This window comes from Actinoallomurus sp. CA-142502 (assembly GCF_050936355.1).
Classification (GTDB): Bacteria; Actinomycetota; Actinomycetes; order Streptosporangiales; family Streptosporangiaceae; genus Actinoallomurus; species Actinoallomurus iriomotensis.
In genome coordinates this window covers 8977187-8997503 of the sequence record NZ_JBNJMY010000001.1, presented here as the reverse complement: position 1 = coordinate 8997503, position 20317 = coordinate 8977187, and the positions used below count along the sequence as shown (strand labels likewise).

Sequence of the window (20317 nt, the reverse complement as noted above, 5' to 3'; positions counted from 1 at the left end):
CGAGTGCGAGAGTCGGTTATGCCGCCGCGTCGAGCTCGGCCAGCTCCGCGTCGCTGAGGCGGAGCCGGGACGCGGCCAGGTTCTCCTCCAGGTGGGCGACCTTCGACGTGCCGGGAATGGGCAGGACGACGTCGGATCGGTGCAGCAGCCAGGAAAGCGCGACATTGGCCGGGGTGGAGTGGTGCGCCGCGGCGATGTGGTCGACCGGCCCGCCGGGGCGGGCCAGCCGCCCCGCGGACACGGGCGCCCAGGGGATGAACCCGATGCCGTGGCGGGTGCAGTAGTCCAGGACGTCGGCGGAACCGCGGTCGGCGACGTTGTACCGATTCTGGACCGTGGCGATGTCCGCGATCCGCCGCGCCCGCTCGATCTGGCCGACCGTGACCTGTGACAGCCCGATCGCGACGATCTTGCCCTCGTCCTGCAGGTTCTTCAGCTCGCCGACCTGGTCCTCCAGCGGAACCGCGGGGTCGACACGATGGAGCTGGAACAGATCGATGGCCTCGAGGCCGAGGCGGCGCATGCTCAGCAGTGTCTGCTGGCGGAGATACTCCGGGCGACCCACCGGAGGCCAGGCCCGGGGCCCGAGGCGTACCAGCTCGTCTCCCCGCCGGATGACGTCCGGGCCGTTGCGCGTCAGGCCCGCCTTGGTCGCGATCAGGACATCGTCCGGGTACGGGTGGACGGCCTCGCGGATGATCTCCTCGCTGACATGGGGTCCGTAGGAGTCGGCGGTGTCGATGAGCTGCACGCCGAGTTCGACGGCGCGCCGTACGACACGCACGCATTCGGCGCGGTCTTCGGGCTCGCCCCAGATCCCGAGCCCGGTCAGCCGCATGGCGCCGAAGCCCAACCGGGCGACCTTCTTCCCGGCGATTTCGAAGGTGCCTGCGCCGTCCGCGAGGGAGGCGGTCATGATCGGGTGTCCCCTTTCTCGAAAGCCTGCTCCGATGCGGAGTTCTCGGCATCGGTGGCTGCCTGCTCGGCCAAGCGGCGCAGGAGGACCAGGCCGTCGTGGCCGGTGCTGCCCGGTTCGGCGCTGTAGACGGACAGGTGCTGCCCGGGCGCGCTGGCGACGGCGAACGTCTCGAAGTGCAGCCGCAGTTCGCCCACCCGTGGATGTACGAAGTGCTTCACCTCGCTGGTCCGCGGACGCACCTCGTAGCGGGCCCACAGGTTCACGAACGCCGGGCTGCGCAGGCTCAGTTCGCCGACGATCCGCTCGATGTGCTCGTCCGCGGGGAACTGCGAGGACGACGCTCGCAGGTTGCTCACCGCGAGCCGCGACGCGGCGTCCCAGTCGCCGTAGAAGGACCTCGCGTACGGGTCCAGGAAGATCATGCGCAGCAGGTTGTCGTACCGGGCGAACCCGCGGTAGAGCTCCCGTGCCATCGCGTTCGCGCCCAGGATGTCCTGCGCCGCACTGACCAGGAAGGCAGGCACGTCCGGCATGCCGTCCATCAGGCGCACCAGCTCCGGAGCGGCGGTCAGCGACGTGGCCGCACGCGCCCCGAACACCGGCAGGCCGAGCCGGAACAAATGCGCCGCGGCGTCGTCATCCAGCTGCAGTGCCCTGGCGATCGACCGCAGCACCTGATCGGAGGGATGCCGTTCCCTGCCCTGCTCCAGGCGCATGTAGTAGTCCGTGCTCACCCCTGCCAGCAGCGCCACCTCATCGCGACGGAGCCCCGGCACCCGCCGCGGACCGTCATCGGGCAGACCGACGTCCTGCACCCGGATCAGCGCCCGCCGAGCTCGCAGGTAGTCACCGAGCTTGTTCTCACTGTCCACGTCGACGACAGTAATCTGGCCCGGCGCCTGGCGCGTGGGTGCAGCGCACCCATGTTGAGCCACCTGCGCCGATCTGCCGTCGGGGGTGAAGACAATTCACCGACGAAGGAAACGAAGACTCTGACCGCCCGTTCCCGTGGACCTTGGGCTGGGACTTCGCCGGCATGGTGATCGACCTCGAGCCCTCCAGCCGCGAGTCCCTACGGATCGCCGCCACCCCCTGGAACCCGATCAGGTCCACCCGGCCGGTGATCAGGTTCGGGCACGGCGGTTGACCGATCAGGAGGGGTCAGCGGCTGACCCAGACCGTGCGGCGGGGCAGAGGCGAGTCGATCCGGGTCCGCCGGGCGATGATGATCATGGCCTCGGCGTCGGGGACGCCGGTGCCAGCGATCGCCCGGCTGGTCGCCGCGGACGAGGACACGGTCCGGAATGTGATCCACGCGTTCAACGAACAGGGGCCGGCCTGCCTGGACCCTAAGTGGGCGGGAGGCCGTCCCCGCCTGATCGGTGACGATGACATCGCCTTCATCGTCGAGACGGCCACGACGCGCCCGGCCAGACTGCGGCGTCCGTTCGATTTCCCCGAGCGGTGTTTCGCCTTCGACCAGTTCGGGCCGATCTCGATACGCCCCTGCCACGGGTCGGCGTGGGCGCCGGCCTGCCGGCCGGACCGGCTCCCGGCGACCTACCGCCGCACCCACGGCTCGCTACTTCCACGGCTGTTCCGCAGCGAACGCAGGCAACGCTGGGGCCGCCCACGCCCCAAGGCAGCATGATCAAACCCGGCGACCGTTCGTGGTCACCGCACTAGGCCCGCCGTTTACGGCCGGATCCTCGGATGCCGAACGTGACCAGGCCCAGCGCCGCGACGATGAGGACGAGGATGCCGGTACGCCCGGTCACGAAGGCGCCGACCGTGCCGCTGACCCTGGACCACAGGCCGCTGTTCCCCGACCCGGCACTCTCTCCCAGCCAGATCGAGCCGTCCGAGGCCTTGGCGGGGTGGGTGCCCGACGCCTTGACGATCTGCGACAACCGCGGGAGCCGCTGGTTCATCTGCGCCGCGCTGAGCCGTGCGGAACTCAGCTTGCTGAAGTCGACGCCGCCATAGGTGATCGTACGGATGACGCGGGTGTCGCCCACGCGCATCGTCTGGTGGTAGGTGAAGTCCTTGTCGTGGAGCGCGCGGACGTAGGAGTCGAAGACCTGCCGGGGCTGCCAGCCGTCCGTGAGCACGGCCGGACCCAGGTCACCCGAGTCGATTAGGCCGTCGAAGGACGTGTGGTGACCGCTCTGGTGCCGGTCCCGGATCCACTGCGCCACGACGCGGGCCAGGAAGGCGCGGCGTATCGGCGCGTACTCCGGCGCGGTGTTGACCGCCTCCTCGACCTTGGGCACGAGCATCGTCTGCTCCAGCCGTTCACCCCGCGCGTCGGAGGCCGGATCCGAGTCGCAGCCGTACCCGCCGCCGAGGTGCTGCGCCTTCGCCTTCACGTGGAGCGTCGCCTTGACGATGTAGAGAGAGGAGCCGTCCTGCCGTACCTCGACGTCGCCGGGCACGATCCACAGCCGCGAGGAGTAGCAGATCGTGTCCGTGGGGCCGCCCATCGCTTTCCAGTACCGGGCGCCGAGCGGGGTCTTCGGATCGATCAGCTTTCCCTCGGTCTGCTTCATCCGCAGATCGGCCTCGAGCAGCGCCTTCCCGGCGTTCGTCCGTCCGAGCTGAGGGTCCACGATCCGGTTCGGCTCGGTCGGGTTGAGGTTGACCCAGAACTTGCTGGGATCCAACGCCAGCCAGGTCCGCAGGTCGGCGGTGCTGTTCGTGAGCGCGTCAAGGCCGGAGTCGGCGTCCTGGGAGGAGCCGGGAGCGGCCGGACGCCCGGAGAGGGAGTACCGCACGCCGCCCGAGCCGGGGTTGTCCGACATATAGCGGATCCCCAGTGTGGAGAAGTCGACGCCGCCGAGGTTCTGTGACGAGAGTGCCTCTGCCAGCGGGCTCAGGGCGGTCCTGGAACAGTCATCGGCGGGCGGAGCGGCCCACACCGCCATCCGTACGCCGTTTCCGCCGAAGTCCTCGCCTGGCCGCCGCAGGCCCCCGGACGAGTGACACTGGCCCAGGTCCTGGGTGGCCATCTCCTCGGCCTTCTTCGCCTTCTCCTTCACGCCGTTTTCTTGGCGGCTGAGCTCGGCCTCCCCCTCCTGCATGACCCTGCGCACAACGGTTTGCGCGATCCTGGAGCTCGCCGTTCCCGCCTTGGTGTAGTCGGCGATCGCCAGATTCCTGGAGAACGCCTTGGTCTGGATGTCGCACCGTCCGGCGCAGGGGGTACGTTGCCCGGCGAGGCCGCGGGGAGCCCGTGCGAGGATCCGGTTCGTCTCCTTCTTGAAGGAGTTGAACCCCATCTGTTTCCGGCCGATCGTCTTCTCGGCCAGGGTACGGAGCGACGTGTTGACGGCGCGGGTCGTCCACTCGAGCCCGTTCTCCTCCGAGTGGCCCGCCCACTTCTCGTTGCCCGTCGCCACCTGGAACAACAGGCCGTTCTTGGGCACGCCCAGCGAGTCGTACAGGTCTGCCTCCGTATCCACGGCGACCGATTGTGTCGTCACGCGGTAACCCTCCGGATCCTTGAACCCCGGATACCGGCTCACCGCCTCCGTGAGGATGCGGTAGAAGTCGTCGACGTTGTTCCGCAACCAGACGGGTAGCTGCGGATCGCTCTCCATCCAGCTGAAGTCGAACCACTGGACGGAGATGTTCGAGGGCAGGCGCAGTCCTTTCGCCCAGTCCCTCCAGGCCCGGATGAGCGCACGTCCCCTCGGGTCGGCGGCGAGCCGTCGGCCGGCCTCTTTGTAGGCCTCATCGAGCTGGGCGGGCGTTGTCTTCTTGGAAGCCGGATCCAGACCCGGCCAGATGACGGTCGTGGAGCTTGAGTCGTGCGATGGGGGCGGCGTCGGCCCGGCGAGCGCACCCGGCGCCGCCAGGGAGAACGCGGTGACCGCCGCCGCGAGGAGCGCACCCAGGCGGCGTCGGAAGCGCCGGGTCGGCGTGGCGTCGACTCGCCCCCTCCGGCGGAGGTCAGGAACCTGGACGCCCATGGTCGCCTCCTGTTTCCACCGGCCCGCGGCCCGGAGCGGCGGGCGGGACGATGCCCGCCGCGTCGAGGTAGCGGATGAGGGCCGTGTTCGGTGCGGCCTGGTGCGGTGCCTGGTGCGGTGCCTGGTGCGGCGGGGGCGGCCAGGGTCCGGTGGGCCCGGGCCATGCCTGTCCCGTCGGCGGGGCCGCCGGACCGGGGTGGCCGGGAGCGGGGTGGCCCGGACCCGGGTGGCCCGGACCGGACGGTGGCGGTGTGGACGTCCGGAGGCGCGTCTCGGCCTTCCGATACGCCAGGGCGCCGCCGGCGACGACCGCGCCCACCGCGAGCAGGGCGACGAAGAAGGCGCCCGCCAGCGAGGTGCCGGTCGAGCACGCCGCGCCGCGTCCGAAGTTGGGCTTGTTCAGGTTCAGCGACGGCTTGTAGCCGTAGCTGACGTCGCAGGCCGAGGCCGGCTGGGCGGTCAGCGGCAGAGCGAGGACGACGAGGAGGGCCGCCGTGGCGACGGCGGCGAGTCCACGGCGGATCATGGCGCCACCACCCGCTGCGGGCCGGGGGCCCGCTTCAACCGCAGCACTCTCGCGCGCAATCGGTCTCCCTCCTCGCGGGCCGCGGGCTCGTCCGCGGAGTCCCGCCGCTGCCAGCGCCAGGCGGCCAGGGCGAGCTGGGCGGACTGCAGGCGCAGGAGCGCGAGCGCGGCGGGCTGACCGTACGAGCGCCAGGTGCTCACCACCGCCCAGAGGCGCAGCGCCGGGTCGGTCAGGTACGGCGCCTCGGCGGGGGTGATCGCCGAGTCCGGCGCGGACGCCTCCGCCGTCACCGCCGTCCGGGCCGCGGCGGCTCGCGTACGCCGGCCCAGCCAGAGGAGCAGCGCGGCCAGCAGGATGAACGGCGCCTGCGGGACCAGCCACAGGAACGGAGAGACGATCAGCGTGTCGAAGGCCCCACCGGTCGCGAGGTGGTCGTGGACCCCGTGGGAGAACCAGCCCGCCAGCGTCTCCGTGCCCGCGGAGGCGCCGATGGCGGCCACGACCGCCGCGACGGCGATCAGCGGGCGGTGCCGCCGCGACTGGACGGCGAGGCCGAGCCCGGCGCCGAGCAGCGCCCCGAACGCCGCCTGCCCGCCGAGCAGGCCGATGGCCTGCCGGACGTAGTACTCGAAGCCGCCCGTCGCCCCGCTGATGAACGAGCCCAGCGACCCGTAGATCCGGATGAACAGGACGCTCTCCACGAGGTTGTAGCCGAGTCCGGCGGCCGCCCCGAGGACGAGCCCGGTCACCGCGTCGGTGACGCGATGCCGGAACAGGACGAACAGGAGGAGGACACCGGCCGCGACCAGGAAGGCGTTCACGATGCTGAGGTGCAGGATCATCAGGTCGATCGCGTGGTACTGGTTCTTGATCTGCGAGCCGAGCGAGCCCGACGGCTTGCCCAGGTAGCCGTTGAGGGTCCCGAACGCCAGCCCGGTGTACGCGCGGCCGAGACCGAAGACGACGAGCGCGCCCCAGCCGAACGCGACGAGCAGCACCGGAAGAGGCATCCGGGCGAACCGCTGGCCGCCGTGCAACAGCAGCAGGACGAAGGCGGTGCCGGGCACGCACACCAGCGCCTGGAACGGGTACGCCAGCACGACCGCCAGCGGGATCAGCGTGAACGGGCCCAGCAGCAGCACCAGGGTCACCCAGGTCAGCACCACCGCCCGGCGCCCTTCCGGTCGCCTGACCGCCGCGAAAGCCTGGATCGCGGCGCCGGCCACGATGCCGGCGAGCACGGTCCAGAAGATGGCGGGGGGCAGGGACAGCAGCCGGCCGATCGAGCCGGAGGTCCCCGGGAGCTTCTGGAAGATCGACAGCGTCGGCTCGTTCGCCTGGACGTGCGGCCGGAGGTAGTTGAGCAGCAGCTCCACCAGGTAGACCGCGATCATCAGCCGGGCGATGAGCAGGGCCCGTCCCCGTGCGAGAGCGTCGTCCTGGACCAGACCGCCCATCGTCGGCCCGCCCGTCACGGCGCGCTCCCGGGAAAGCTCGGCATGGTGGGCAGGTCCGTCGGGAAGGACGGCAGCGTCGTCGGAATGCCGGTCGGTACCCCGGACGGGAACTCGGACGGCATCGGGGGCATGCCCGGCATCTTCGGCACCGACGTGGAGCCCGGGGTCGGCAGCTGCGGAGTCCGCGCGTCGTTGGCCCCGGTGAGGTCGATCACCACGGCCGCGCCGAGGAGCACCACGCCGACCACCGCACCGGCCGCCAGCACCCGGACCTGCGGGCGCAGCGTCTCGTCGGCCGGGTCGGCCGACCGGTTCACTTCATTCACCCATCGCTCCGTACACCTAGTCCGGCCCGGTGTCCGTGGAGCGGCTGACGTCACGACGGCCGGGGAGGGCACCGCCGATCACGTACGGAGCCGCTACCCCGACCGGCGTTGGGAACAGAGCGTCCACGCTAGGCGAGCAGCGGGTGACCGGCTCGCCGATTCGTGCACGGGGAGTCGCCAGATCGTGCTCGGCGCTGGTCGGGCTATCCGGCGGAGCCGGGGCCCGGTGCCGGAGGGCCGGGCACGAAGTCGGGCAGGGCGGCGAACGCGGGATCGACCGTCGCCGTGGCGAGCACCCACCGCACCCACGCCCGTACCCGCGACAGCGGATGTTCGGGGAACCGCGCGTCCCACGCCGGGTCGTCGCCGCGATGGTACGGCAGTCGGCCCCGCAGCTCGGGGGCGTACGGATGCGGCAGCACCCAGCCGTCCGGCATGAGGCCGAGCTCGGCCATGATCGCCGCCTCGCGCACTCCGGTGATCCCGCTTTCCCCCGCGGAGCAGCCGAACATCACGTGACGGTCGGCCTTCGCCAGGAAGATGTTCGCCAGGAAGACCTGCCCGCTGGGCGCGTTCGGGATCGGCGCCTTCACCACCTGGCACACCCCGCGAACACCGCCGAGGACCACCGGCTCGGCCTCGATGAGGCATCCCATCTGCGCGTACTCGACGGCGAGGTTGTGCCGCATGGCCGGGATGTTCTCCAGCCAGGCCGGCTCGCTCAGCGGTGAGCCGTTCAGCGAGATGTGGATCCGGTCCCCGCTGGCGGGATGCGCCCAGGTCGTCTCGTCGAGACGCTGCAGGCCGGTTGAATCGAAAGCGACGACCACGTCTCAGAGCCTTCCGGAGCCGAACCGATGACACGCTGCCGATCGCAACGTACAGCACTGTCTGCCGGACTTGTGCGGATCTGAGTCCCCAGCGAGCACACGCCGCCGGGGATGCGAGATGTGGCGAACGCCGGTGCGTTATTTGGCGATTCGTCCCGGCATGGCGGATCTAGCTTGATCGATACACAAAGATCCGTACGGCGGGTACGGCGGTGGGCTCCGCGATCGGCCCGCGGCCGGCGGGGCTGAGGGAGCGGCTGTGGAGTTCGAGGTCCTGGGGCCGTTGGCGGTGTCGAGGTCCGGCGTGCCGGTGGACCTGGGCCCGCCGAAGGCCCGGGCGCTGCTGGCGGTGCTGCTGGGCCGTCCCGGCCGGGCGGTGGCCGGTGGCGTGCTGACCGAGGCGCTGTGGGGGGACGAACCGCCGAAGAGCGCCGCCAAGAACATCCAGACCTACGTTCACCAGCTGCGCCGCCGCCTGGGGGACCCCGGGCGCATCGTCCATCAGAACTCCGGTTACCTGCTGCGGGTCGGGCGGGACGAGTCGGACGTCACCCGGTTCGACGACCTGGTCGCGGCCGCGCGTGCGGTCCATGCGGGCGGCGAGCCGGTGCGGGCGAGCGAGCTGTTCCGCGACGCGCTGGCGCTGTGGCGCGGCGAGGCCTATTACGGCATGGTCGACATCCCGATCGTGGCGGCGGAGGCCGCGCGGCTGGCGGAGGTCAGGCTGTCGGTGCTGGCGCAGCGCGTCGACGTCGACATCCGGCTGGGCCGCCACACGGAGCTGGTCGGCGAGCTGACCGCGCTGGCCGGGGAGCATCCCCTGCGGGAGTGGATCTGGGCGCAGCTGATGCTGGCGCTCTACCGCTGCGGGCGCCGCGCGGACGCGCTGAAGGCCTATCTGCGAGCGCGGGACGTCCTGGTCGAGGAGACCGGCCTGGAACCCGGGCGCGAGCTGCGGGACCTGCATGAGGCGATCCTGGTCGGCGCGCCCTTCCTCGACCTGCCCGAGCCGGAGGCCGCGGGCGCGCGGACCGCCGGCCCGCCGGAACCGGGGTCGCGGGGGACCGCCGTGCCCCGGATGCTGCCGGGCGACATCGGCGACTTCACCGGCCACGAGGCCGAGCTGGCCGGCATCGACGCGGTCCTGAGAAGCGACCGCGAGCCGGACCGGCCGGCGCCGGTCGTGGCCGTGTCGGGCGAGGGCGGGATCGGGAAGACGACGGTCGCGGTGCACGCCGCGCACCGGCTGCGGAAGGCGAACCCGGGCGGCCAGCTCTTCGCCGTCCTGGACGGCGCGCGATCGACGGCCGCCGATCCGCACGAGGTGCTCGGGCGGTTCCTGCGCGCGCTCGGCATGCCGGACGCCGCCGTACCCGGAAACGAGGACGAGCGCGCCGCGGCCTATCGGAGTCTGCTGGCCGACCGGCGGGTCCTCGTGGTCCTCGACGACGTCCGGGACGAGCGGCAGATCGAGCGGCTGCTGCCGGGCAGCGGCACCTGCGCGGTGATCGTCACCAGCCGGCGGAGGCTCGGCGGGCTGGCCGGAGCGCACCGGATCGACCTCGGGGGGCTGCCGGAGGCGGACGGTGACACGCTGTTGCGCAGGATCGTCGGAAGCGGGCGGCTCGCGGCCGACCCGACGGAGCTGAAACGCCTGCTGGAGCTGTGCGCGGGGCTGCCGCTGGCGCTGCGGATCGTCGGTTCGCAGCTGGTGACCCGGCCGCACTGGAAGGTCGCCGACCTCGTCGCGCGGCTGGCCGACGCCCGTCACCGGCTCGACGGTCTCCGCCACCGCGACCTGGGGGTGCGGGCGAGCTTCCGGCTGAGCTACCGGGCGCTCGACCCCCCGGCGCGCCGCCTCTTCCGGCTGCTCGGCCTGCTCGACACACCGGACTTCGCGGTGTGGACGGCCGCCGCCCTGCTGGACGGTACGCCGCGTACCGCCCAGGACCTGCTGGACGAACTGGTCGACGTGCGCCTGCTGAGCGTCACGGCCACCTCGGCCGCGCGCGGCGTCCGGTACGGCTTCCACGACCTGGTCCGTATCTACGCGCGGGAACGCGCGGAGGCGGAGGAGCCGGAGGACGCGCGCCGGGCGGCTCTCGTACGGGCGTTCGGCGCGGTTCTGGCGCTCACCGAGATCGTGCACCGCGCCGACGAGGGCGGCGACCACACGATCATTCGCGGCGACGCGCCTCGCTGGCGGCCGGACCTGGTGGCCGGAACGCTGCCCGAGGTCGCCTCCCCGCTCGCCTGGCTGCACGTCGAACGGCTGTCGCTCCTGGCCGCCGTACGGCAGACCGCCGAGCTCAGGCTGGACGAGCTGTGCTGGGAGCCGGCTCTCGGCGGAAACCAGCTCTACCAGGTCATGTGTTACTTCGACGACTGGCGGGAGACGCACCGGTGCGCGCTGGCCGCGACCGAGGCGGCCGGCAACCGGCGCGGCCGCCGTCGCGGAGGAGGCCGGGTGTGAGGCGCGTCAGGTCTTCGCCCGAATCGGCTCCTCCGAGACCGAGACCGGGACCGCGGCGCCGGTCCTCCCGGCTCAGTAGCCCGGCCGCCCGGCCCGTTCGGTCATACGGCGGGGATGCCGCGCCAGAGGTGGGGCATCCCCGCCGTACGAGTGAGCCGTCAGACCGCGGTACTCAAGGACCTGTGCGGTGGGTTCCGCCGCGGGCCGGTACCGGCCGGGTACACACGCGGTATCGCGGCCCCCGGCTCACCGCCGTGCCCTCGCCGCGGCCGCGTACGACTGGACGTACCGCGTCGAGGGCGCGCCGAGGCCGGTCACGTTGTCGAAACCGGCGACGGCGTGCAGCGGGCCGTCCTCGCCGAACGTCCACAGGCGGGTGATGACCGGGCTGCTGGAGTCGGACGGGTCGGTGTAGTCGTTGCGGACGACGCCGAGCAGCGTTCCGGCGCCCTTCGGGGTGTCGGTGACGTCCTCGTAGGCGGACGTGCCGTGCCTGGCGTAGAGCACCGGGTTGGCGAAACCGATCTTCTCGCCGCCCTGCGCCTGCTGGGCTATCGCCTGCAGACCGGCGAACAGCGGACCGGACAGGCTCGTGCCGCCCCAGCGGGTCTCGTGGTAGTGCGGGGTGCCGTCCTTGTACAGCTGGGTCTCCCCGACCAGCATGCCGGTGTTGTTGTCCCCCTCCGTGGCGACGTCGGGAAGCACGCGCATGGGCGTCGTCGTGGTGCTCCCGTCCAGGAGGGTCTTCGACAGGCTCGCCGGAACCACGCCGGCCTGGTAGGACGGCTGCTGGTAGTCGGTGCTGGTGCCGCCACCGCCGCCCTGGTAGAAGTTCGCCGGGTAGCCGGCGGGCGGCACCGGGGTCCACCCCGTGCCGTCGGAGGTCTTCGCCGACCTGACGTTCCCCCACCCGGTCTGGAACACCTCACGACCGTCGCCGCCGACCGCCAGGGTCGTGCCGCCGACCGCGGTCACCCAGGGGCTCTCGGCGGGGAACGCGACCTGCTGGGCCGTGGAACCGTTGCCCGCGCCGCAGGGCGTCGCCGGGTCCCAGGTACCGCAGTCGCCGGTGATGAAGTAGAAGCCGATCCCCTCGGTGGCTCCGAGCTGGAAGATCTGGTCGTACTCGGCACGGAGCGCCGGCGGGGTGCCGTTCAGTTCGGTGCCCCACGAGTTGGTGACGATGTCGGCCAGGTGGTCGTCGACGATCCGGCTCAGCGCGTCGGCCAGGTCGGTGTCCTGGCACGAGGCCGCGCCGACGTACGTCACGCCGGCGTCGGGCGCCACGTTGTGCACGGCTTCGACGTCCAGCGTCTCCTCGAGCCCCCAGATCGGGCCGCCGCACTCCTCGACGCTGTTGTAGTCGTCCGGCAGGTTCTGGGTGAACTGCCCCGCCTTGAAGTCCGCGGTGCCGTGGATCCTGCTGTAGAGGGTGACGTCGCCGGCGATCGTGGGCGAGGCGAACGCGTCCACGACCGCGACGGTCGAACCGCTGCCGGTCGCGGCGACCTTGTCCAGGCCGTAGACGGAACGGATCTGCTGCGGTGTGTCACCGCACTGCGTCCACACGCCGGTGTGGCCGTAGGCCGGCGGCTGGTCGGTCGCCTTGGTCTCGCCGTAGTAGTGCGAACAGGGAGCGGCGCGGATGGTGACCGTCGGAGGACCGGGCGGGTCCTCGGCGGGGCCGGCCTGGTGCTTCCCGTCGTCCAGTCCGGTCACGCCGAGCACGTCCGGCGCGACGGCCGCCGGCACGGTCACCTCACCGGCCGGCCCGCGCAGTGTCGCGTTCTTGACGGTGTAGTCGTGCAGCGCGACGCCGAAGGCCTGCTGCGCCGACGCCACCGAACCGCGGACGGACACGTAGTGGTCGGTGACCTTGTCCACCTTCAGCCCCGAACCGGTCAGCCACGACGTGACCGCCTTGGTCTGGGCGGCCGTGCCGCCGAAACGGGACCGTGTCTGCGCGGGCGTCAGATAGTGGTGGAAGGCCGCGCTGTGCGGGTCGGACACGGCCGCCGCGTAGGCGGCGAGCCCTTGCGGGTCGCGCCCGGCCAGGTAGACCCGCAGGTCCAACGAGGTCGAGGGGTTCGTGGGCCCGCGGTCGGCCGAGGCGTTCGTCCAGGCCGGCCGGGAGTTCTCAACGGTGACCCGGCCACCCGGAGTGGCGGCGGCCGAGGCGATCGCCGGCGTTCCGAGCACCAGGGGCAGAACCGCGCCGGCCAGTACGAACGCCCGGCGTCTCGCGGAATTTCGACGTGGAAACATCGGTCCCTCTCTGCGCATTCGACAGATTCTGAGACCGGAGGATGACCCAGCCGGGTACTGATCGGGTACACGCGCGTCCCCGCCGGTCACGTGGTTCCCATCACCTGGTTACGATCAGTGCTCCGGTGACTATGGAGGAGGGAAAACATGTCGGCTGACTACAAGGCGGTGTTCGCGCGGTACGACACCGACGGCGACGGGCGGCTCACCGCGGACGAGGTGACCTCGGCGATCGCGGGGATGTTCCCGGCGGCGGAGGTGAACGACCTGTCCGGGATCGTCAAGGCGCTGTTCGAGCAGTACGACGTCGATCACGACGGGCTGCTGACGGTGACGGAGTTCGTGCCGCTGGCCGAGAACCTTCCCGAGCTCGGTTCCTGACCGTGAGAGTACGCCTCGCCTACGGCGAGACCGGCCTGGACATCGACGTCGACCCCGAGACGGCCACCGTCGTGGAGCCGGTCCACCATGAGGCCGCGCACGATCAGGCCGGCGTTCTGACCGCCGCGCTGCGCTCGCCCGTGGCCGGACCGCCGCTGCGCGAACGCGTGCGGCCGGGGCAGTCGGTGGCGATATCGGTGTGCGACGGCACGCGCCCGCAGCCGAGGCATCTCATGGTCCCCGCCGTGCTGGCCGAGCTCGACGGGATCGTCGATCCGGACGACGTGGTGATCCTCGTCGCCACCGGCACCCACCGCGGCAACAGCGAGAGCGAACTGCGGCAGATGCTCGGCGACGAGGTCGTGGACCACGTGCGCATCGTCAACCACGACGCCCGCGACCGCGAACAGCTGACCTGGATGGGCACCTTCGGCGACGAGGTGCCCGTGTGGCTGAACCGGGAATGGGCCCAGGCCGACGTACGGATCACCACGGGCTTCGTCGAGCCGCACTTCTTCGCGGGCTTCTCCGGCGGGCCCAAACTCGTGGCCCCCGGTCTGGCGGCGCTGGAGACGGTCCTGGTCCTGCACGACGCCGCCCGGATCGGCAGTCCCCGGGCGACCTGGGGAGTCACCCACGGCAACCCGGTGCATGACGACGTACGCGCCATCGCCGAGGCGACCGGCGTCACCTTCGCCCTCGACGTGGTCCTCAACCGGGACAAGGAGATCGTCGCCGCGTTCGGCGGAGACCTGCCGGCCATGCACGCCGCCGCGACCGCGTTCGCCAAGCGCACGGCGATGCGGCCGGTGCCGGCGCCGTTCGACGTCGTGGTGACGACCAACTCCGGCTTTCCCCTGGACCAGAACCTCTATCAGGCCGTCAAGGGCATGTCCGCCGCCTACCAGGTCGTACGCCCGGGCGGGACGATCGTGTGCGCCGCCGAGTGCCGCGACGGATTCCCCGACCACGGCTCCTACCGTGAGGTGCTCGCGTCGGCGCGCTCCCCACGGCACCTGCTGGACGGCATCGCGGCACGCTCCGCCCGTGAGACCGTGCCCGACCAGTGGCAGGTGCAGATCCAGGCCCGCATCCAGTGCGACACCCAGGTCGTGATGCACACCTCCCATCTCAGTGACGACGACCTGGCCTCCGCGCATCTGCGGCAGACCGGCGACGTCTCCGAGACGGTCGCCCGGGCCCTGGCCGCCGCCGGACCGGACGCACGGCTCTGCGTACTCCCCGAGGGACCCCAGACGATCCCCTACCTGGCTTGAGGTTCTGCTAGCGGGTGGTGCACACCCAGGTGATCCAGTGGCCGCCGCCCGCGTTGGAGATGGCGTTCCGCTCGGCCGCGGCCTTCGTGGAGCCGTGGCCGCCCCAGTACCGGTTGGTACGCGGGTTGAACGCGACGGCGCCGCAGGCGTTGACGAAGGTCACGAGGACTTTGCAGCCGGAGCGGGGACACTCGTTCATCGCTCGCCGTTTGGCGCCGGACTCCGAGCCGTAGTCCCACGACTTGCCGAGGCTGCCATCGTGCGCCACCGCGATGGCGCCCCAGTGTTCCGGCGGCGGGGGCGGCTCGTACGGCGTGGTCGGATCGGTCTCCGGGGGCGCGGTGGTCGGGTCCGGGTACGGGGCGCTCGTGGTCGGGTCCGGGTAGGGGCTGGTCGGGTCCGCGTCCGGGGTGCTCGTGGCCGAGTCCGGTAGCGGATACGGAGTGCTCAGCGCGCTCTTGGTGCCGCCGCCGCTCTGCAGGGCCACGATGCCGAGCACGATCACGGCCACCGCCACGATCGGGGCGAGGACGATGGCCGCCGTCCGCGCTCCCGACGGGGCGGCCGGCCTCATCGGACCGGGGTAGGGACCGGGCCCGTACGGCGGTCCGGGTGGCCCGGGCGGTGGCGGTGGCCCGAGCGGGCCGGGCGGCATGGGGGATCCCGCCGGCAGGGGTGGTCCGGGCGGTAGAGGTCCGGGTGGGATGGGCGGTCCCGGCGGCAGGGGCGCCATACCCGGCCACGGACCGCCGGCCATGGCGGGCGGCGGCGCGTTGTCCCCGAACCGCCGGCCGTGCCGGTCCAGCACCGCGAGGGCATCTCCACGAGGGCTCGTGCCGTCCTCGCCGAAGAACACGCCGCGCAGCGTGTCGCGCCACTCCGCGGCACCGGGGCGGGCGTCGGTGGCGTACGGGTCGCCGAACGCGCGGTCGAACAGGGCGCGCAGCCGGGGGTCGAGCTCGCCGGGCAGGTCGGTGGGCCGGTGCCAGGCGTCCCCGGCCAGGGCCGGTGGGGGAGAGCCCGGCAGCAGGGCGTGGTGCACCAGGACGGCCAGGCCGTAGCGGTCGCTGTGCTCGTCGTGCGCGGCGATCCGGTGAGTGATCCAGCGTGGGTCGGCGAAGCCCGGGGCGCCGGCGCCACGGGTGCCGAGCGAGCCGGCCGGCCGCAGGCCGTCACAGCCGATGAGGTAGGCGTGCGGCCGATCGGGCCGCCACAGCAGATTCTCCGGGGAGACGCCGCCGTGGACCAGCCCCGCGTCCTCCAAGACGGCGAAGATCTCACAGACCCGGAGCAGCACCCCGACGCGGAAGGCCGCGGGAGGCGGACCGGCCGGGCTCGTCCACAGGTGGTCGAGGGTGCGGGGCCGGCCGTCGTCGTACCGGAACGGCCGGGGGACGAACGGCAGGACCACGCCGACGACGGCCTGCCGGTCGACCAGGACGTCGACGGGGAAGTTGATCGAGGTGTCCGCCGCTTCGGCCACCGTACCGGCGGCCTCCGCGCCGGTGACGACCGCCGCGCCCCGCGCCGCCGCCGCGCGAATCGATTCGGCGGCCTGAGGGTCGGCGACGGGAGCGGGGTAGAGCTTGGCGACGCGTTCGCGTCCGGCGTGGTCGCGGCAGAGGTGCAGCCTCGCCCGGCCGCCCGGGGGATTGAAGGGCGCGTCCTCCACCTGGTAGACCGCGCCCGACCCGTTGTCCAACGAGAACACCATCCGCCTCCCGACTCCACCGGCACGGCCCGGGGCGTAGCCGAACCAAACAGACATAATCGTCTGCCTGAAGCATAGGCCGCGATCCGGTCTGAACGGCTCACTCGCGGGTGGGAACTTCGGTGACGTCGGATGGGCTGCACCGACGACTCCACGATGAGCTTGCAGCGCTCGTAGCGGCGCTCGGTGTACCGCCGGAACGCCTCTTCGCGGCCCTCGTGAACGGCCAGGCAGTCGGCGAGGACGACGCCGTCCTCGATCGCCTGGGCCGCTTCCTGGCCCAGGTGCGGGGGCACGGCCACCCGATCGGTGCGGATGAGGACCCCGTCCATCCTAAAATCGCAAGTCGGCGGGCGAGCGGTACTGCGGGGGAATACGGCTGAGTGGGCCCTTGCTGTGGGGATCTCTGGGTGGCGCTGAGGTGATCGAGGGTCTGGGGCGGGTGGCCGCGATGTGTCGGGAGACGCTGGGTGACGGGCCGGGAATCAGACGTCCTCTGGCGGAGGATTCGTCCCTCGACATTGTCGAGATCACCTGTTGTGACGACCGGCGGTCGTTTCGTCCGCCGGTCTTGGTCTCCGGGCCCGAGGCCGGGGTCACGCGGATGCTGTTGGTCCGCTCCGGCGGGTTCTTGGCGCGGGTCAACGGCCGTGAGGAGTTCACCGACCCGGTCACGGGATTTGTGCTTCGCCAGGGCGATGAGGTGGCCTTCGCCCACCCGGCCCACACCCGCGACATCAGCACGATGCTCGATCTCGGCCAGGACGTCTACGGTGACCTCCTGCCACCGGCCCAGAATCCTGTCGTACCGGTTACCGCCGCGCTCGACCTGGCCCACCGGCGGCTGGTCTCCGCCTGCCGGGCAGGGATTGACCGCTTCGAGGTCGCCGAGCGGGTGCATCACCTGCTCACCACGGTCCCCACCCCGCACACTCTGGCACGGACCGGGCGGCGCGCCGCCACTGTCCGGGCGCACCGCAGGCTGGTCGACCACACGCGGGCGGTGCTGATCGACGGGCCGCTGACGGTGAGCCTGGAGGAACTCGGCCGCCAGGTGGGCTGCTCCCCCTTCCACCTCAGCAGGGTGTTCCACCAGGTCACCGGGCAGACCCTCAACCACTACCGCAACCAGCTACGGGTCCGCGCCGTGGCCGAAGACCTCGCCGACGGACACTCCTCACTGCGGACGCTGGCCGCCACCTACGGCTTCGCCGACCAGGCCCACCTGACCCGCGTGTTCCGACAGCACACAGGACAGCTACCCAGCGCGGTCCGGGCGATGCTGAGACCGGCCGGCCCGGGTGAGCGGATATGAACAGGAATCTTCTACGCCACCGCGGTACGCCTACTTGATGATCATAAACATGAAGACCTCTACGTTCTCTGTTGCATGCCGTGCCTCGCGTGCACACCGATCTCTCGCACATCTCTTTCCTCTGGGCCAAATGAGAGGGAACTGAGTGAAATACCGCACTATCGGCGCTGACCCGGCGACGCGGCGTGAGGTGAGCGTGCTCAGTCTCGGCGCGATGTTGTTCGGCACGACCATCGACGAGGAGACGTCGTTCGCGATTCTCGATCGGTATGTCGAGGCGGGCGGCACGTTCATCGACACCGCGAACAACTACGCCTACTGGAACACCGGCAGCCAGGGCGGGGAAAGCGAGGCGCTGCTCGGCCGCTGGCGGCGCAGCCGCGGCGTCGGCGAGGAGATCACCATCGCCACCAAGCTCGGCGGCCGGCCGACCGCCACCACCAAGCCGACCGGCTCCACCAGCAGGCTGGTCCCCTCAGACGGCGTTGAGGGGGTGAACGCCAAGGTGATCCGGGAGTCCTCGGCCGCCAGCCGCGAGCGCCTCGGCGTGGAGAGGCTGGACCTGTTGTACGCGCACATCGGGTTCCCGGACGCGCCGTGGCAGGAGATCGTTGAGGCGTTCGGCGCACTGGTCGCAGACGGCACGGTCGGCCTGCTGGGCGCCAGCAACCACTGGGCGTGGAGCCTGGAGCGGGCCAGGAACCTGGCCGCCGCCGCCGGCCTGCCCGGCTACGAGGTCCTCCAGTACCACCACAGCTACCTGCGGCGGCGGGGCGACCTGCCCAGCAGGCGCTCCCCGGACGGGGAGATCGGCACAGTCTCCGGTGACCTGCTCAGCTATGTGCGGGCCGAGCCCGGCCTCGCGCTGGTCGCCTACTCCCCGCTGCTGGGCGGCGCCTACGTACGCCAGGACAAGCCCCTGGACGCCGGCTTCGACCACGCGGGCACGCCCGCCCGCCTCGCGGCGCTGCACCAGGTGGCCGACGAAACCGGGGCGACCCCCAACCAGGTGGTGCTGTCCTGGCTCATCGGCGGCGAGATACCGGTCATCCCCCTGGTCGGCGCGTCCTCGGTGGCGCAACTGGAGGAGAGTCTGGCGGCCGTGGACCTGGAGCTGACCGGGGAGCAGCGCGCCGAACTGGACGCGGCACACTGAGCCTCTCCGTAACGGCCGGCGACGATGTGTGATCGCCAGGACGGCCTGCCCGCTGGCCCAACACCCGGAAAGCCGCAAGCCTCGGCTAGAAGTGATCTTGACCTAGAGATCACTTCTAGCCGAGGCCTCGCGTGTCATCCTCATCCGCACCGATATGACCTGCGCCCGCGGCGTCATCGACGCACTCGCCGACCGAGAAAGGCTCACTGAGCGCCCCGTGAGGTGGGAAGACGGCCGGAGCGCGACATTACGTTGCGCGGTGATCTCCTTGCGTCGCCCGGGAAACGCTGCTCTCCGGGTGGGCTCAGGTGGGACGGGCGAAGCCGATGGGGTTCTGGGTTTTGTAATTCTGGATCTGGACGTAACTGCCCGTATGCGGTGCGACGATCATCGTGCCCTTTTCGGGGTCCAAGACGATGCCGACGTGTCCCGGTCCGCTGTTGCCCATGTGGAAGAAGACCAGGTCGCCGGGCTGCTCATGGCCCGCCGGGACCGACGGCTCCTGCTGCCACTGCACGTCGGAGGTGCGCGGAATGTCGATACCCGCGGCGTGGTAGGCCTGCGAGGTGAGACCCGAGCAGTCGAACCGGTCCGGTCCCGCGGCGCCCCACACATAGGGGTCGCCGAGCTTGGTGAGCGCCCAGTTGATTATTTGCTGTGCGCGGGGGTTGGGCGCGAGGGTGCTGGCGTTGGCCGGCACCGGGATGCTGCCGGAGTGCGCGTAGTCGACCGGGGCGGACAGCGGGGTCCCGTGTCCGTTTCCAGGGCCGGTGCCGTTGCCGCTCGACAGGTCGGTGCCGGGCATCAGGTCACGCAACGCGGTCGCGACCGAACTGTCGGCGCTGGTCGCCTCCTTGAGGGCGGCGTCGATGTCGTCCTGGTATCCCTGCTGGATTGTCGCCCGGTCCGTGTCGCGCTTCGTGTCGGTGGGCGGCCGGGTGTCGGTGACCTTGCCGCCCGTGCAGTCGAAACCATTGGCCGTCGCCAGTTGAACGGTCTGCACCAGCTTGTTGTGCGCCTCCGCGAAATTCGTGTACGCGGTGGTCAGCGTGCTTTCCACCTGCGCCAGAATCCTGGAGGACTCCTGCACTTTCAAGTGCTTCGCGTCGATGAACGCGTGCGCCTCGGAGGCCGCGGCGCTGTCCCAGTTTCCGGACACGTGCTGATTGACCGTGAGGAGGTCACCGCCGTGCTTGTCCACCGCGTCCCGCCACTTACCCCACGCGTCGGCGGTGCTCTTGTACTGGTGCGGAGTGGCGTTCAGCAGATCGTCGTAGGTGATGCCGCCCATGTGATCACACTTCCTGGATGCCGGGCGGTGGCACCACCGCGTTGCTGCGCCGGTGCGAGTCCAATTCCGCGTCTACATAGTTGCCGCGTGTGCGATGGATCCGTTGGCCGATGTCATGGGCGTCGTCGACGATTCCGCGAAGATGCGAGGCCCACGCCTCGACGCATTCGTTCAGCGCCGCGGTGGTCTCCCAGCCCCTGTGGGTGTCACCGGCCGCCGCACAGCCGGAGAGGTGTTCGTTGACCTTTCCGGTCAGAATGTCGGCGGCCTCCCGGCTGTACCGGGTGGCGCGCGTCAGGCCCGCGTAATGCACATCGAGCGGCTGCTCCGTCATATCGCACCCCAACCGCATAGCGTCGAAACTGCCGAACCAGGTTAACGCCTCGGACGGGGAATGGGCAGCGGTCGATGATCACCGT

The 20317-nt window shown here is 71.2% G+C and carries 16 protein-coding genes and 1 pseudogene; 6 read left to right on the top strand and 11 right to left on the bottom strand.

Translation table 11 applies throughout. From position 1 onward, the window contains the following. Nucleotides 1-16 precede the first annotated feature (16 nt). Nucleotides 17-916, bottom strand: coding sequence for an aldo/keto reductase (locus tag ACQEV1_RS41910; RefSeq protein WP_433402145.1), 900 nt, complete (start codon nt 914-916; stop codon nt 17-19). Further along, entirely contained in the window at nt 913-1791 is an 879-nt protein-coding gene (locus tag ACQEV1_RS41905; protein WP_433402142.1) for a helix-turn-helix domain-containing protein, read from the bottom strand. The genes ACQEV1_RS41910 and ACQEV1_RS41905 overlap by 4 nt, the downstream gene beginning before the upstream one ends. A 271-nt stretch (nt 1792-2062) precedes the next feature. Between ACQEV1_RS41905 and ACQEV1_RS41900 the strand changes: the two are divergent. Continuing rightward, nucleotides 2063-2517, top strand: a pseudogene (locus tag ACQEV1_RS41900) (helix-turn-helix domain-containing protein); the annotation flags it as partial. 84 nt (nt 2518-2601) lie between these two features. Here the strand turns inward: ACQEV1_RS41900 and ACQEV1_RS41895 are convergent. From ACQEV1_RS41895 to ACQEV1_RS41875, 5 genes are all read right to left on the bottom strand, one after another. Beyond that, nucleotides 2602-4890: a hypothetical protein gene (locus ACQEV1_RS41895; protein ID WP_433402140.1), complete on the bottom strand. Its 2289-nt coding sequence runs from the start codon at nt 4888-4890 to the stop codon at nt 2602-2604. Further along, entirely contained in the window at nt 4871-5416 is a 546-nt protein-coding gene (locus tag ACQEV1_RS41890) for a hypothetical protein (protein WP_433402138.1), read from the bottom strand. The genes ACQEV1_RS41895 and ACQEV1_RS41890 overlap by 20 nt, the downstream gene beginning before the upstream one ends. Further along, a complete protein-coding gene (locus ACQEV1_RS41885) occupies nt 5413-6891 on the bottom strand; it encodes a PrsW family glutamic-type intramembrane protease (RefSeq protein ID WP_433402136.1) in 1479 nt (492 codons plus the stop codon). The genes ACQEV1_RS41890 and ACQEV1_RS41885 overlap by 4 nt, the downstream gene beginning before the upstream one ends. Beyond that, nucleotides 6888-7199: a hypothetical protein gene (locus ACQEV1_RS41880; protein ID WP_285630549.1), complete on the bottom strand. Its 312-nt coding sequence runs from the start codon at nt 7197-7199 to the stop codon at nt 6888-6890. The genes ACQEV1_RS41885 and ACQEV1_RS41880 overlap by 4 nt, the downstream gene beginning before the upstream one ends. 203 nt (nt 7200-7402) lie before the next feature. After that, entirely contained in the window at nt 7403-8029 is a 627-nt protein-coding gene (locus ACQEV1_RS41875) for a hypothetical protein (protein ID WP_433402134.1), read from the bottom strand. 259 nt (nt 8030-8288) lie between these two features. On the opposite strand from ACQEV1_RS41875, the gene ACQEV1_RS41870 reads away from it, so the two are divergent. Then, entirely contained in the window at nt 8289-10502 is a 2214-nt protein-coding gene (locus tag ACQEV1_RS41870; protein ID WP_433402132.1) for a BTAD domain-containing putative transcriptional regulator, read from the top strand. A gap of 246 nt (nt 10503-10748) precedes the next feature. On the opposite strand, the gene ACQEV1_RS41865 is transcribed toward ACQEV1_RS41870, so the two are convergent. Then, on the bottom strand, nt 10749-12767 hold the full coding sequence (locus ACQEV1_RS41865) for a S53 family peptidase (RefSeq protein ID WP_433402130.1): 2019 nt from the start codon (nt 12765-12767) through the stop codon (nt 10749-10751). Nucleotides 12768-12914: 147 nt separating this feature from the next. On the opposite strand from ACQEV1_RS41865, the gene ACQEV1_RS41860 reads away from it, so the two are divergent. Both ACQEV1_RS41860 and larA read left to right on the top strand, forming a co-directional pair. Beyond that, nucleotides 12915-13148 carry an EF-hand domain-containing protein gene (locus ACQEV1_RS41860; protein ID WP_285573763.1) on the top strand — a complete coding sequence of 78 codons (234 nt, stop codon included), beginning with the start codon at nt 12915-12917 and terminating at the stop codon, nt 13146-13148. A 2-nt stretch (nt 13149-13150) separates the two neighbouring features. Then, on the top strand, nt 13151-14425 hold the full coding sequence (larA, locus tag ACQEV1_RS41855) for a nickel-dependent lactate racemase (RefSeq protein ID WP_285630562.1): 1275 nt from the start codon (nt 13151-13153) through the stop codon (nt 14423-14425). Between the two features lie 7 nt (nt 14426-14432). Here the strand turns inward: larA and ACQEV1_RS41850 are convergent, their stop codons facing one another. Then, the gene (locus ACQEV1_RS41850) at nt 14433-16139 is read right to left on the bottom strand and encodes a DUF4189 domain-containing protein (RefSeq protein ID WP_433402128.1); all 1707 of its coding nucleotides are present in this window, start codon (nt 16137-16139) and stop codon (nt 14433-14435) included. Nucleotides 16140-16740: 601 nt separating this feature from the next. Between ACQEV1_RS41850 and ACQEV1_RS41845 the strand changes: the two genes are divergently transcribed. Both ACQEV1_RS41845 and ACQEV1_RS41840 read left to right on the top strand, forming a co-directional pair. Further along, nucleotides 16741-17451, top strand: coding sequence for a helix-turn-helix transcriptional regulator (locus ACQEV1_RS41845; RefSeq protein WP_433402126.1), 711 nt, complete (start codon nt 16741-16743; stop codon nt 17449-17451). 145 nt (nt 17452-17596) lie between these two features. Continuing rightward, nucleotides 17597-18607, top strand: coding sequence for an aldo/keto reductase (locus ACQEV1_RS41840; protein ID WP_285630572.1), 1011 nt, complete (start codon nt 17597-17599; stop codon nt 18605-18607). Nucleotides 18608-18911: 304 nt separating this feature from the next. Here the strand turns inward: ACQEV1_RS41840 and ACQEV1_RS41835 are convergent, their stop codons facing one another. Together ACQEV1_RS41835 and ACQEV1_RS41830 are read right to left on the bottom strand one after the other, a co-directional pair. Next, complete coding sequence (locus tag ACQEV1_RS41835) at nt 18912-19898, bottom strand: C40 family peptidase (RefSeq protein WP_285630575.1); 987 nt, start codon at nt 19896-19898, stop codon at nt 18912-18914. Between the two features lie 4 nt (nt 19899-19902). Further along, the gene (locus ACQEV1_RS41830) at nt 19903-20232 is read right to left on the bottom strand and encodes a hypothetical protein (RefSeq protein ID WP_285573782.1); all 330 of its coding nucleotides are present in this window, start codon (nt 20230-20232) and stop codon (nt 19903-19905) included. Nucleotides 20233-20317: the final 85 nt, after the last annotated feature.

Bases quoted from the DNA above. Each gene is read 5' to 3' on its own strand.
- ACQEV1_RS41910 (WP_433402145.1), bottom strand. From the start codon at position 916: ATGACCGCCTCCCTCGCGGACGGCGCAGGCACCTTCGAAATCGCCGGG.
- ACQEV1_RS41895 (WP_433402140.1), bottom strand. From the start codon at position 4,890: ATGGGCGTCCAGGTTCCTGACCTCCGCCGGAGGGGGCGAGTCGACGCC.
- ACQEV1_RS41890 (WP_433402138.1), bottom strand. From the start codon at position 5,416: ATGATCCGCCGTGGACTCGCCGCCGTCGCCACGGCGGCCCTCCTCGTC.
- ACQEV1_RS41865 (WP_433402130.1), bottom strand. From the start codon at position 12,767: ATGTTTCCACGTCGAAATTCCGCGAGACGCCGGGCGTTCGTACTGGCC.
- ACQEV1_RS41860 (WP_285573763.1), top strand. From the start codon at position 12,915: ATGTCGGCTGACTACAAGGCGGTGTTCGCGCGGTACGACACCGACGGC.
- ACQEV1_RS41850 (WP_433402128.1), bottom strand. From the start codon at position 16,139: ATGGTGTTCTCGTTGGACAACGGGTCGGGCGCGGTCTACCAGGTGGAG.
- ACQEV1_RS41845 (WP_433402126.1), top strand. From the start codon at position 16,741: ATGCTGTTGGTCCGCTCCGGCGGGTTCTTGGCGCGGGTCAACGGCCGT.
- ACQEV1_RS41835 (WP_285630575.1), bottom strand. From the start codon at position 19,898: ATGGGCGGCATCACCTACGACGATCTGCTGAACGCCACTCCGCACCAG.
- ACQEV1_RS41830 (WP_285573782.1), bottom strand. From the start codon at position 20,232: ATGACGGAGCAGCCGCTCGATGTGCATTACGCGGGCCTGACGCGCGCC.